The organism is Curtobacterium sp. 314Chir4.1 (assembly GCF_900215175.1).
GTDB classification, from domain to species: domain Bacteria; phylum Actinomycetota; class Actinomycetes; order Actinomycetales; family Microbacteriaceae; genus Curtobacterium; species Curtobacterium pusillum_A.
In genome coordinates, this window is sequence record NZ_OCMI01000001.1 from 807,902 (window position 1) to 820,935 (window position 13,034).

A 13,034-nucleotide genomic window follows, 5' to 3' on the forward strand; every position below is an offset into this window, starting at 1 on the left:
GCGTAGCCTGCTGCCGTGACCACCATCCGGACCGGTACCGACCTCGCCGCCGTGGAGGACGTCATCGCCGGCATCACGGCACACGGTGAGCGCTACCTGTCCCGGGTGTTCACCGCCCGCGAGCGTGCCGACGCCGGAGACGACCCCGAGCGTCTCGCTGCCCGGTTCGCCGGGAAGGAAGCAGTACTGAAGCTCCTCCGCCCCGCGACCACCGATGCCGTCCCACTGACCGACGTCGCGATCGTGCACGACGCCGCCGGAGCGCCCGTGGTCGAGCTGTCCGGAAGAGCCGCCGAGCTCGCCAGCCGGATCGGCTGCGACACCATCGCGATCTCGCTCTCCCACGAGCGCGGGCTCGCCCTCGCGACCGCGGTCGCCCTCACCGCGTCCTGACGCCGCCGCCGTCGGCGACTGCGTCGGCGCGGCGTCTCGTCTCGACGAGACACCCGCGCGCTCACGAGACGCCGCTCGCGCCGCGAGACACCGCTGGATCCGGCGGCGCTTCGCCGCTGCGGCGGCGTTTGGGTCGGAGCAGGTCGTCTCGTCTCGAGCTGCGCCGGAGCGGACTGGAGGCACGGTGCGGGGCCGCCCCGCGCCTCCAGACCGTCACCGCCGGCGTCTCGAGCACGTGACACGCCGCGCCGTCAGCCAGACACCGCGACAGTCGCGAGACACCGCCGGAACCGGCGGCGTCCCGCCGAGCGGGCGGCGTCTCGCCGGACCGACGGCGTCTGGCCGAGCGGGCGGCGTCTCGTCTCGACGAGACGAGACGCCTCGAGCTGCGCAGGGGCGGACTGGAGGCACGGGGCGGGGCCGACCCGCGCCTCCAGTCCGTCACGAGCGGCGTCTCGGGCACGTGACGCGCCGCGTGGTCAGCCAGACACCGCGGCCGTCGCGAGACACCGCCGGAACCGGCGGCGTCTCGGTGCACCGGCGGCGTCTCGCCGAGCGGGCGGCGTCTCGCCTCACCGAGACGAGACGCGACGAGACGCGACGCAACGCGACACCCCCGCCGCACCCCGCCTGTACGCCCGCACAGCCCCGCGGACGGCCGTGCGGTTTCGCGCACCCGCACAGCGGTTTTCCGGGCCGCCGTCCTCCCTATGGTTGCGGACATGGACCAGGACCCGACCACCTCCGCGACCCCCGTCGCACTCGCCGACCCGACGACCGAACAGGCCGTCCGGCGCGCACTCGCCGACCACGGGCGCCTCACCGTCGACGCCATGGACGTGGCGTCGATCGCCGACCTCTACGCGCTCGGGCTGACCTCGCACGCGACCGTGAACGTGATGCTCGCGGTGGAGAACGAACTCGACGTGGAGTTCCCCGACGCCGTGCTGAACCGCTCGACCTTCGCGACCGTGGAGTCGATCGCGGCCGCCGCGGAGCTGGCCTCGTGATCGTCCCGGTCCTCGAACGACCCACGGACGCACCACCGACACCGACGAGCGCGACCACGACCACGACCACGACGGTCCCGGACCGGTTCGCAGCCCGCACCGCGCTCGTGGCGGACATCGCCGCACGCTTCGCGGACGAGGTCGACCGCGACGCCCGACCCCCGCGCGAGGCGATCGCCGCCATGAAGGAGCACGGGCTCCTCGCCGCCGCGGTGCCGACGGAGCTCGGGGGTGAGGGCGCGACCCTCGCCGAGCTGTCCGTCATCGCGACCGAGCTCGGGCGGTCCTGCGCAGCCACGGCGATGGTCTTCGCGATGCACCAGGGCCAGGTGATGGCGCTGTGGCGGCACGGCGGTGTCTCGTGCGGTGTCACCACGATGATCGAGGCGGTGCGGGCCGGAGCGCTCGTCGCCTCGTCCACCACCGAGCGCGGCATCGGCGGCGACGCCCGACGGAGCACCTGCGCGATCGAGCCCGACGCGGCGGGACGGATCCGGCTCCGCAAGGACGCGCCCGTGATCTCCTACGCGACCGAGGCCGACGCCGTGTTCGTCACCGCACGACGGAGCCTCGACGCCGCGGCCTCCGACCAGCGGCTCGTGATCTGCCTGCCGTCGGAGACCACGCTGACGCAGACCTCGACGTGGGACACCCTCGGGCTCCGCGGCACGTGCAGCAACGGCTGGACGCTCGACGCCGAGACCCACGAGGACCGCGTGCTCCGGGACGACTACGCCACGATCTCGGCACGCACGGTCCTGCCGGTCTCGCACGTGCTGTGGGCGTCGGTGTGGCTCGGCATCGCGGCCGACGCCGCCGACCGCGCGCGTCGGGCTGTCCGGAAGCAAGCCCGTGCCGCGGTCGGTCAGACACCGCCCGGCGCGCTCCGGCTCGCCGAGCTCCTCGTCGACCTGCAGGCGCTCGCGGACACGGTCCGTCACGCTGCGGCCCGGTTCGACGCCGTCGCCGACGACGGCGCGGTGCTCGAGTCGAGCAGCTACGCCCTCGCGGCCAACGCACTCAAGATCGGTGCCTCGGAACGGGTCACCGACCTCGTCAGCAAGGCGATGCGGATCGTCGGCATCGCCGGCTTCGCCGCCACCGGACCGCTCAGCGTGGCCCGGCACCTCCGAGACGCCCACGGGGCCGCCGTCATGGTGAGCAACGACCGTCTCCTCCAGAACGACGCCGGACTGGCACTCATGACCGGAGCAATCCTGTGACCATCACCGAACACCCCACGACCACCGTCGCCGACACCGCCGTCGCCGACTCCGCCGCCGCCCTCGACGCCGCACGGGCCGCCCTCCGCGCCCGGCTGCTCGCCGACGGCGTGCTCATCGACCTCGGCTCCCCCGGTCTGTACGGGCGGACCGGCGTCTTCGAGCGCGTGTACACGGCCGTCGACGCCGCCGCGGTGCGGAGCCAGGAGGACCTCGACGCCGAGGTCCTCCGCTTCCCGCCGGTCGAGCCCCTCGCCGCGTTCGAACGCACCGACTACATCGCGTCCTTCCCGGACCTCGCCGCGTCGATCTCCGGGTTCACCGGCGACGACCGCACCCACAGAGCCCTGCTGGCGGCCCGGGAGCGCGGCGAACGCTGGGAGTCGTTCCTCCAGCCGGCCGACCTGATGCTCACCCCGGCCGTGTGCCACCCGGTCTACGGCCTGGTCGGCGACACCGTGCCGCAGGCGGGTCGGTCCTTCGACATCGTCGGCGACTCCTTCCGCCGCGAGCCGTCGGTCGACCCGATGCGCCTGCAGGCCTTCCACATGCACGAGTTCGTGCACATCGGCACGCCGGCGTCCGCCAAAGAGCACCGCGACGGTCGGATCCCGGTCATGCGCGCGCTGCTCGAGTCGTTCGGGCTCGAGATCGACGTCGTCCCCGCGAACGATCCCTTCTTCGGTCGGGTCGGGCAGATGCTCGCGCGCAACCAGGTCGAGCAGTCCCTCAAGTTCGAGTTCGTGACCCCGGTGTACGGCCCCGACCACGAGCCCACGGCGATCAGCTCGGCGAACCTGCACGAGGACCACTTCGGCACGTCGTTCGGCATCCGGACGGCGGACGGCGAGGTCGCGCACAGCGCCTGCCTCGCCTTCGGTCTGGAGCGCATCACGATCGCCCTGTTCGCCGCCCACGGCACGGACCCCGACTCGTGGCCGACGGAGGTCCGCACGGCCCTCGCGCTGTGAGCACACACCACGGCTGGTCGGGGTCGCCCGCGCTCCGCGTGGCGGTGCAGCTGCCGCCCGCGGCGCGCGCGGGAGTCGTGATCTGCCCGCCACTCGGGCAGGAGGGCATCATCGCGTACCGCACGCTGCGCCTGCTGGCGGACGGCCTGGAGGCGCGTGGCGTGGCCTCGGTACGCTACGACCCGTCCGGACGTGGAGACGCCGCGCCCGACACGCGTCCGGACGCGCAGGTCAGGTCGGCTGAGCACGCCGCAGCGCTGCTGCGGTCGGCCGGCGTCGAGCACGTGACGTTCGTCGGGCTCGCGTCGGCAGCGCTCGTCGCCGCCGCAGCAGCGGCGGACGGCGACGGCCTGGTGGTCTGGGACGCCCCGGCGTCCGGCCGTGCGTGGCTGCGCGGGCAGCGTGCCCTCGCGGCCATGACGATCGGCCCGGACCGGGTGGTCGACGGCGTCGAGAGCCTGATCGGCATCGACGTGGACCCCGCCGAGGCCGACGAACTCGCAGCCCTGACGTTCGCCCCGCGGCAGGGTTCCACGGTGGCACTGGTGCGCCCCGGCAGTCGTGCGCCGCGCGGGCTCGGCGCGGTCGAGACCACCGAGGTGACCGGGAGCGCCGAGCTCCTCGACGGCTCGAGCCTCGTCGCGGTGATCCCCGGGTCCGCGGTCGACACGGTCGTCGCGTGGGTCGACGCCTGGGCCCCGCCCGGTGCGCGGCCCGTCGCGCCGCCGCTCCTGCACGAGGTCCTCGACGTCGACGCGCGTGTGTCCGAGCGGATCGTGCGCTTCGGCCCGGACGACCTGTTCGCGATCGAGACGGTCGGCTCCGGCCAGTCCGAGCACGCGCCCGTGGTGGTGCTGCACAACGGCGGCGCCGAACACCGGGTCGGCGTCGCGGACTTCCAGGTCGCCCTCGCCCGGGGTCTCGCGCGCGACGGCGCCCGCGTCGTCCGGGTCGACCGGCGTGGCACCGGCGAGAGCTCGGCGGTGGCCGCGGACGAGCGCGCGTTGTTCTACACGCAGGAGTGGCTCGACGACCAGTCCGCCGTCCTCGACGCGCTGGCGGCGCCGGCCGAGCAGCTCGTGCTCGTCGGGATGTGCGCCGGCGCCTGGCTCGCCGGCCGGGACACGGAGGACCCGCCACGGCTCGTCGTGGAGATCAGCCCGAACGACTACCGCCGGAACACCGCACAGCCCGGCACGTACGCGGAGGCGCTCCGCGTGGTCGCCCGTCCCTCGCCGCTCCGCCTGCGGGTCCGCGGCTGGTGGAACGCGCTCGTCCCCGAACCGGTGCGCGAGCGCGTTGCCCGACGCGGGAGCCACGGCGGGGTGGTCGGGCACGTCCGGCCGCTCGTCGAGCACGGCACCGACGTCGTCGTCATCGCCGCGCCGGAGGACGCCGAGCTGTTCGACCGCCTCGGCGGCCGCCGCGCCGAGCGCCGCTGGTCCGGCGAGGGACGGTCCGGCCGCCTGCAGGTGGTCCGGGTCGCGGACGGTGACCACGCCATGTTCTCCCCCGTGATGCGCGAGGTCGCCCTCGCCGAGGTGCGCTCCCGCGTGGCCGCGGCGTTCCCCGTGCACGCCTGACCGGGGTCAGGCGAGGCCGAGCACCCGGGCGACGGCGTCGGGGTGCTCGACGTGCGCGAAGTGACCGCAGTCGTCGAGCAGGACGGTGCGCACCTGCGGCAGGAGCGCGCCGAGCGCGTCGAGGTCCGAGACCCGGGCGAACACGTCGTCCCGCCCGGCGACGGCCGTGACCGGGCAGGCGACTCCGCGCCAGCGGTCGAGGTCGTAGCCGGCGGCCGACCGTGCGGCACCGAGGAACGCGTCCGGGCGGAGCTCGTCGACGAAGGCGTCGAGGACACTCCGGTCGAGGCGCAGCACGTGGGTGAACACCGGCGCCGCGAGGAGCGGGAGCAGCCCCACCCGCGCGAGTCCGCGGAGCACCGGCCGCGCCGCCTCCCGCGTCACGGCGAGCCCGGCACGGAGCAGGGTGAACGCGGGCAGCCGCACGACACCGCGCCAGGGGTGCCGAGCCGCTGCGGCCGTGGCGACCGTCGTGCCGGAGACGAGCGCGACCGAGCGGACCCGTCCGGGGACGCGCACGGCGAGGTGCATCGCGACGAACGCCCCCATCGAGTGCCCGACGACGTCGACCGTGTCGACCCCGACCGTGTCGAGTACCTCGGTCAACACGTCGACCGCGTCGTCGATGTCGAGCGGAGCAGCGGGTGCCGGCGACGATCCCCATCCGGGCAGGTCCACGAGCACGAGCCCGCGCTCCCGTACGCCCCCGGCGGCCTGCAGCAACGGCGTCCACGTCGACCACGAGCCCGCGACGCCGTGCAGCATCAGCAGCGGATCGGGGCCCGCCCGGTGGTGGACGACGACCGGACCGACGGCGGTCGGCACGACCGTCCGGGTGAGGGACCACCCACCGGGGTCCGCGGACACCGGGAAGGGCGCGTAGGGGTCGACGGCGACCACGCGCTCGCGCGACCCCGTGTCGATGGCGTGCACCGTGCCTCCAGTCCGTCCGACGCGTCAGCGTCTGCCGGAGGGATTCGGAACGCTAGCCGACGGGGACTGGTGCCGCGCAGGCGGCGAGCCGGTCGAGGGCCGCCTTGTACTCCGTGACGTCCCGGGCGACGCCGGGCTCGGAGATGATCGAGGCCTTGATCCGGCCCTGCACGTCGATGACGAAGGTCGCGCGCGTCGCGAAGCCCTTCTTCTCGAGGAACACACCGTACTCCTTGGAGACGGCTCCGTGCGGCCAGAAGTCCGCGAGCAGTTCGAAGTCGTAGCCGTTCGACTCGGCGAACGACCGCAGCGTCGCCTTCGAGTCGACCGAGATGCCGATCAGCTCGACGCGCTGGTCCTGGAACATCGCGATGTTGTCCTGCAGGGCGCAGAGCTCGTTCGTGCACGTGGACGAGAACGCGAGCGGGAAGAAGACGAGGGCGACCGGGCGGGAACCGCGGAAGTCGCTGAGGCGGACGTGCTCACCGAACTGGTTCGGGAGTTCGAAGTCCGGCGCGAGTGAGCCGATCTCCAGTGCCATCAGTGCGTTGCTTCTTCCTCGGGCGTGGGGTGTGCCCGGTGTCCTCGCGCACGCACGGGTCGCGTGTGCACGATCGGCAATCGTACGCCGACACGTCGTGAATGCAAGCACCGGTCACGTTGCGCTCCGTCAGGTGACTCGTCGGCGGTGGGGCCTAGAGTGGACTGCGGTTCCCACCGCCGGTCGCGACCCGATCGATCGGTGGACCACCTATGTCCACCACCACGAGAACGAACGAGGTCAAGGGTGACGGTGAACGACCAGGACCCGTACAGCCACGGCAGCAGCGACCAGGACCCGGAGGAGACCGCCGAGTGGCGTGAGTCCCTCGACGGCCTGGTGCAGACCCACGGCCACCAGCGTGGCCGCGAGATCATGCTGAGCCTGCTCAAGCGGTCCAAGGAACTGCACCTCGGTGTGCCGATGGTCCCGACCACGGACTACGTGAACACCATCGCGCCGGAGAACGAGCCCGAGTTCCCGGGCGACGAGGAGCTCGAGCGCCGCTACCGCCGGTGGATCCGGTGGAACGCCGCGATCACCGTGCACCGTGCGCAGCGTCCGGGCATCGCCGTGGGCGGCCACATCTCGACGTACGCGTCGAGCGCCGCCCTGTACGAGGTCGGCTACAACCACTTCTTCCGTGCGCAGGACCACGCGTCCGGTGGCGACCAGGTCTTCTTCCAGGGCCACGCCTCCCCCGGCATGTACGCCCGCGCCTACATGGAAGGGCGTCTCGGCGAGGACCAGCTCGACGGCTTCCGCCAGGAGAAGTCCCACGCCGGCGGCGGTCTGTCGTCGTACCCGCACCCGCGCCTCATGCCGCACTTCTGGCAGTTCCCGACCGTGTCGATGGGCATCGGCCCGATCAACGCGATCTACCAGGCGCAGCAGGCCAAGTACCTCTCCAACCGTGGGATCAAGGACGCCTCCGACCAGCAGGTCTGGGCGTTCCTCGGCGACGGCGAGATGGACGAGGTCGAGTCGCGCGGGCAGCTGCAGGTCGCCGCGAACGACGGCCTCGACAACCTGAACTTCGTGATCAACTGCAACCTGCAGCGTCTCGACGGCCCGGTCCGCGGCAACGGCAAGATCATCCAGGAGCTCGAGGCGTTCTTCCGCGGTGCGGGCTGGAACGTCATCAAGGTCGTGTGGGGCCGCGAGTGGGACGACCTGCTCGCCCGCGACACCGAGGGCGCGCTCCTCAACCTGATGAACCAGACGCCGGACGGCGACTACCAGACGTACAAGGCCGAGAACGGCGCGTACGTCCGCGAGAACTTCTTCGGGCGCGACCCGAAGGCGCTCGAGCTGGTGTCGGAGTACACGGACGACCAGATCTGGAACCTCAAGCGCGGTGGCCACGACTACCGCAAGGTCTACGCCGCGTTCAAGGCCGCGACCGAGCACAAGGGCCAGCCGACCGTCATCCTCGCGAAGACGGTCAAGGGCTACGGCCTCGGTCCGAGCTTCGAGGGCCGCAACGCGACCCACCAGATGAAGAAGCTCACGCTCGACAACCTCAAGCAGTTCCGCGACGAGATGCGCATCCCGATCTCCGACGCGCAGCTCGAGGAGAACCCCTACACGCCGCCGTACTACCACCCGGGCAACGACGACGAGGCGATCCAGTACATGCACGAGCGTCGCCGTGAACTCGGTGGCTACGTGCCGGAGCGCCGCACCAAGTACACGTCGATCACCCTCCCCGAGGACTCGAAGTACCAGGTCGTGAAGAAGGGCTCCGGCAAGCAGGAGATCGCCACCACCATGGCGTTCGCCCGTCTGCTGAAGGACCTGCTGCGCTCCCCCGACTTCGGCGACCGCGTGGTCCCGATCATCCCGGACGAGGCCCGCACGTTCGGCATGGACGCGTACTTCCCGACGGCGAAGATCTACAACCCGAACGGCCAGCACTACACGTCGGTCGACCGTGAGCTCCTCCTGGCCTACAAGGAGAGCCCGCAGGGCCAGATCATCCACGTCGGCATCAACGAGGCCGGTGCCCTCGCGGCGTTCACCGCGGTCGGCACCTCGTACTCGACGCAGGGCGAGCCGCTCATCCCGGTCTACGTCTTCTACTCGATGTTCGGGTTCCAGCGCACCGGCGACGCCATCTGGGCCGCCGGTGACCAGATGACCCGTGGCTTCATGATCGGCGCCACCGCCGGTCGCACGACGCTCACGGGCGAGGGCCTGCAGCACGCCGACGGCCACTCGCTGCTCCTCGCGACGACGAACCCGGCCGTGGTGTCCTACGACCCCGCGTACGGCTACGAGATCGGCCACATCGTCCAGGCCGGCCTCGACCGGATGTACGGCACGAACGAGGACGGCTCGCCGAAGCACGCCGACCCGAACGTCATGTACTACCTGACGGTCTACAACGAGCCGATCGTCCAGCCGGCGGAGCCAGAGGGCGTCGACGTGGACGGCATCGTCAAGGGCATGTACCTGCTCAAGCCGAGCGAGCACGACGGCCCCAAGGCCCAGCTGCTCGCCTCGGGTGTGGCCGTGCCGTGGATCCTCGAGGCGCAGCAGCTCCTCGCCGAGGACTGGGGCGTGTCGGCCGACGTCTGGAGCGTCACGAGCTGGGGTGAGCTGTACCGCGACGGTCTCGACGCGGAGCAGCACGCGTTCCTCAACCCGAACGAGGCCCCGCGTACGCCGTACGTGACCGAGCGCCTGCTCGCGACCGAGGGGCCGGTCGTCGCCGTGAGCGACTTCATGCACCAGGTCCAGGAGCAGATCCGCCCGTTCGTGCCGACCGACTACGCCACGCTCGGCGCCGACGGCTTCGGCTTCTCGGACACCCGTCCGGCCGCTCGCCGCTTCTTCCACATCGACGGCCCGTCGGTCGTCGTGCGGACGCTGCAGCAGCTCGCCCGCCAGGGCAAGGTCGACGGCGCGCTCGTCCAGCAGGCGATCGACAAGTACCGCCTGCACGACGTGACCGCCGGCACCACGGGCAGCGCCGGCGGCGAGAGCTGATCGCCCGGTGACGACACCCCGCACCGACCCTGCCGTGGGCCGGGAGAACGACCGTGAACGGGCGCTCTCCTGGCTCCGGCAGGTGTCGGGCGAACTCTCGACCGCCACCATCAAGCGGCTCGAGGACACGCTCCCCTGGTACAGCGAGATGCCCCCTGGCCGCCGCTCCGCCGTGGGCCTCGTGGCGCAGGCCGGCATCACGTCCTTCATCAGCTGGCTCGAGGGCACCGCGTCCACCCCGTGGATCGCGGCAGCCGACGTGTTCGGCTCCGCACCCCGTGAGCTCCTGCGATCGGTGAGCCTGCAGCAGACGCTCCAGCTCATCCGCGTGGTCGTCACGGTCGTCGAGGAGCGCGCCAAGGACGACGAGATGCTGCAGGAGGCGATCCTCAAGTACTCGCGGGACATCGCCTTCGCGGCCGCCGACGTCTACGCCCGCGCGGCCGAGGCCCGCGGTCTGTGGGACGCCCGGCTCGAAGCGCTCGTGGTCGACTCGATCCTCTCGGGCGAGTACGACGACGAACTGCCCTCCCGCATCGCCGCCCTCGGGTGGCACGGCCACGGCGAGGTCGCGGTGCTGGTCGGCAACGCCCCGAAGCAGCTCGAGGTCGACCAGATCCGCCGGACCGCCCGCCACATGGACGCCGACGTGCTCATCGGCGTGCAGGGGTCGCGGCTCGTCGTGGTGATCGGCCGGGCCACCCCCCGGGACGACGTACCAGAGGGCGAGGAGCCCGTCTCGTTCACCGCCATCGCGCAGGCCCTGGAGCCGTCGTTCGGCGAGGGACACCTGGTGCTCGGCAACGAGGTCCCCGGCGTGGTCGACGCCTCGACCAGCGCGAAGGGCGCCCTCGCCGGGTTCGCGGTCGCACGCGCCTGGCGCGGTGCACCCCGTCCGGCCCTCGCCGACGACCTGCTCCCCGAGCGGGCCCTCGCCGGCGACCCCCTCGCCCGGTCCGCCCTGGTGCAGCGGATCTACGTGCCGCTCAAGGACCAGTCGACCGAACTCCTGCAGACGCTCTGGTGCTACCTCGACACCGGGCGCTCGCTCGAGGCGACGGCCCGCGAGCTCTTCGTGCACCCGAACACGGTGCGCTACCGGCTACGGCGCGTGGCGGACATCATCGGCTGGGACGCCACGCACGCGCGGGACGCCCTGATCGTGCAGTCGGCGCTCATCCTCGGCGCGATGTCCGAGTCGACCGCCGGGCGGCGTCGCATCCCGCACCGTCGGTGAGCGCCGCCGCACCCCGCGCCGCCGGACCCCGCGCCGCCGCTAGGAAGTGCACAATGTCGGGCCGACATCGCTGTGGGAAGTCCACACGGGGACGGCACGGGTCGACAGGCAGGATTGTCCGGTGATCGTCGTCGTCGCGCCCGGACAGGGCTCCCAGACCCCCGGCTTCCTCGCCCCCTGGCTCGAGGACGCCACCGTTCGTGACCGTGTCGGGGCGTGGTCGGAGGCCATCGGCGTCGACCTCGCGAAGCACGGCACCGAGTCCGACGCAGAGACGATCAAGGACACCGCACTCGCGCAGCCCCTCATCGTCGCCGCCGGCCTGGTGACCGCCGACGCCCTGCTCGCCGACGGCCGCCGTGGCCTCGTGGGCGGGGTCGCCGGTCACTCGGTCGGCGAGTTCACCGCTGCCGGCGTCGCCGGGATCCTCGAGCCGACCGACGCCGTCGCCCTGGTCGCCGAGCGGGGTCGTGCGATGGCGGACGCCGCCGCGCTCGAGCCGACCTCGATGGCCGCGGTCCTCGGCGGCGACCCGGACGAGGTCGCCGCGGCGCTCGAACAGCACGGACTCGTCCCCGCGAACCACAACGGCGGCGGACAGACCGTCGTCGCCGGAGCCGCCGCTGCGATCCAGGAGCTCGCGGCGAACCCGCCGGCCAAGGCCCGCGTGATCCCCCTCGCCGTCGCCGGTGCGTTCCACACCCGGTACATGGCATCCGCCGTCGAGCGGGTCGCCCCGGTCGCCGCCGCTGCGACCGTGCAGGACCCGACCCTCCCGATCTGGACGAACGCCGACGGCTCCCGTGTCGACGACGGCCGTCGCTTCGTCGACCTCATGGTCGACCAGATCGCGAACCCCGTGCACTGGGACGCCGTGATGGAGTCCTTCGCGGGCGCCGGTGTGACCGGCATCATCGAACTCGCACCGGCCGGTGCCCTCGTCGGTCTGGCGAAGCGCGGACTCCGCGGCACGCCGGCCGTCGCCATCAAGACCCCCGACGACCTGCCCGCGGCCATCGAGCTCCTGGAGCGCGACGCCGACGCAGCGGGCCAGGAAGCAGACGCCACCGCATGACCGACCGTCCCACGCTCGCCCAGCGACGCGGCCACGAGTTCACCCGCATCCTCGCATTCGGCGCTGCCCGCGGCGAGAACGAGGTGCCGAACGACGACCTCGTCGGCCCGATCGACTCGTCCGACGAGTGGATCCGTCAGCGCACCGGCATCATCACCCGGATGCGTGCCGGCAAGGACGTCGAGGCCGTCGACCTCGCCGAGGCCGCCGCGCGCGACGCGATCGCCAAGGCGGGCATCGAGCCGTCGCAGATCGGCGTCGTCCTCGTCAGCACCGTGACCCACACGGTCGCGACGCCGTCCATGGCGTCGCTCCTCGCCGAGCGCATCGGTGCCGCCCCGGCCGCCGCGTACGACATCAGCGCGGCGTGCGCCGGGTACGCCTACGGCATCGCCCAGGCCGACTCGTTCGTGAAGTCCGGGATCGCCGACCACGTGCTGGTCGTCGGCGCCGAGAAGCTCAGCGACATCGTCGACCCCACCGACCGGTCGATCTCGTTCCTGCTCGGCGACGGTGCGGGCGCGGCGATCGTCGGCCCGAGCGACTTCCCCGGCATCGCCCCCACCATCTGGGGTTCCGACGGCTCGAAGTGGGACGCCATCGGCATGACCTCGACCTACAACGAGTGGGAAGCGGGGGCCGCGCGGCCGACGATACGGCAGGCCGGTCAGACCGTGTTCCGCTGGGCCGTCTGGGAGATGGTCAAGGTCGCCCGTGAAGCCCTCGAGACCGCCGGCGTCCGCCCGGAGGACCTCGCTGCCTTCGTCCCGCACCAGGCGAACATCCGCATCATCGACGAGTTCGCCAAGCAGCTCGGCCTGCCCGAGTCCGTCGTGATCGCGCGCGACATCACCACCACCGGCAACACCTCCGCGGCGAGCATCCCGCTCGCCACGCACCGTCTGCTCGAGGAGAACCCCGAGCTGTCCGGCGGCCTCGCCCTGCAGATCGGCTTCGGCGCCGGTCTGGTCTTCGGCGCACAGGTCGTCGTCCTCCCCTAGTCCATCCCGACGAGCCTCCGGGCACGCGCGCCGCTCGTGCCCTAGGCTGGTCCACGGTCAAACGACACCCCCCTCA

General features: G+C 72.3%; 11 protein-coding genes. 9 read left to right on the plus strand and 2 right to left on the minus strand.

The window, feature by feature from the left end; all coding sequences use genetic code 11:
* Positions 1-15: 15 nt before the first annotated feature.
* The 5 genes from CRP27_RS03740 to CRP27_RS03760 all read left to right on the plus strand — a co-directional run bounded on the left by CRP27_RS03740 (position 16) and on the right by CRP27_RS03760 (position 5,180).
* Positions 16-393 carry a holo-ACP synthase gene (locus CRP27_RS03740; RefSeq protein ID WP_097179369.1) on the plus strand — a complete coding sequence of 126 codons (378 nt, stop codon included), beginning with the start codon at positions 16-18 and terminating at the stop codon, positions 391-393.
* Between the two features lie 722 nt (positions 394-1,115).
* On the plus strand, positions 1,116-1,403 hold the full coding sequence (locus CRP27_RS03745; protein ID WP_097179370.1) for an acyl carrier protein: 288 nt from the start codon (positions 1,116-1,118) through the stop codon (positions 1,401-1,403).
* Positions 1,400-2,626, plus strand: a complete 1,227-nt coding sequence (locus CRP27_RS03750) for an acyl-CoA dehydrogenase family protein (protein ID WP_217990680.1) — start codon at positions 1,400-1,402, stop codon at positions 2,624-2,626. Before CRP27_RS03745 ends, CRP27_RS03750 begins: the two co-directional genes overlap by 4 nt.
* Positions 2,623-3,597, plus strand: coding sequence for an amino acid--[acyl-carrier-protein] ligase (locus CRP27_RS03755; protein WP_217990681.1), 975 nt, complete (start codon positions 2,623-2,625; stop codon positions 3,595-3,597). The genes CRP27_RS03750 and CRP27_RS03755 overlap by 4 nt, the downstream gene beginning before the upstream one ends.
* Positions 3,594-5,180 (plus strand): alpha/beta fold hydrolase, encoded by a 1,587-nt coding sequence (locus CRP27_RS03760; protein WP_097179371.1) that lies wholly within the window; start codon positions 3,594-3,596, stop codon positions 5,178-5,180. Before CRP27_RS03755 ends, CRP27_RS03760 begins: the two co-directional genes overlap by 4 nt.
* A 6-nt stretch (positions 5,181-5,186) precedes the next feature.
* On the opposite strand, the gene CRP27_RS03765 is transcribed toward CRP27_RS03760, so the two are convergent.
* Both CRP27_RS03765 and CRP27_RS03770 read right to left on the minus strand, forming a co-directional pair.
* Positions 5,187-6,113: an alpha/beta fold hydrolase gene (locus CRP27_RS03765; protein ID WP_097179372.1), complete on the minus strand. Its 927-nt coding sequence runs from the start codon at positions 6,111-6,113 to the stop codon at positions 5,187-5,189.
* Between the two features lie 52 nt (positions 6,114-6,165).
* Positions 6,166-6,654, minus strand: coding sequence for a peroxiredoxin (locus CRP27_RS03770; RefSeq protein WP_097179373.1), 489 nt, complete (start codon positions 6,652-6,654; stop codon positions 6,166-6,168).
* 246 nt (positions 6,655-6,900) lie between these two features.
* Here CRP27_RS03770 and aceE point away from each other — a divergent pair, with 246 nt between their 5' ends.
* From aceE to CRP27_RS03790, 4 genes are all read left to right on the plus strand, one after another.
* Entirely contained in the window at positions 6,901-9,645 is a 2,745-nt protein-coding gene (aceE, locus tag CRP27_RS03775; protein WP_097179374.1) for a pyruvate dehydrogenase (acetyl-transferring), homodimeric type, read from the plus strand.
* Positions 9,646-9,652: 7 nt separating this feature from the next.
* Complete coding sequence (locus tag CRP27_RS03780) at positions 9,653-10,882, plus strand: CdaR family transcriptional regulator (protein ID WP_079235784.1); 1,230 nt, start codon at positions 9,653-9,655, stop codon at positions 10,880-10,882.
* A gap of 121 nt (positions 10,883-11,003) precedes the next feature.
* The gene (locus tag CRP27_RS03785) at positions 11,004-11,957 is read left to right on the plus strand and encodes an ACP S-malonyltransferase (RefSeq protein ID WP_097179375.1); all 954 of its coding nucleotides are present in this window, start codon (positions 11,004-11,006) and stop codon (positions 11,955-11,957) included.
* Entirely contained in the window at positions 11,954-12,958 is a 1,005-nt protein-coding gene (locus CRP27_RS03790; RefSeq protein ID WP_097179376.1) for a beta-ketoacyl-ACP synthase III, read from the plus strand. Before CRP27_RS03785 ends, CRP27_RS03790 begins: the two co-directional genes overlap by 4 nt.
* Positions 12,959-13,034: the final 76 nt, after the last annotated feature.

Bases quoted from the DNA above. Each gene is read 5' to 3' on its own strand.
- CRP27_RS03745 (WP_097179370.1), top strand. From the start codon at position 1,116: ATGGACCAGGACCCGACCACCTCCGCGACCCCCGTCGCACTCGCCGAC.
- CRP27_RS03790 (WP_097179376.1), top strand. From the start codon at position 11,954: ATGACCGACCGTCCCACGCTCGCCCAGCGACGCGGCCACGAGTTCACC.
- CRP27_RS03770 (WP_097179373.1), bottom strand. From the start codon at position 6,654: ATGGCACTGGAGATCGGCTCACTCGCGCCGGACTTCGAACTCCCGAAC.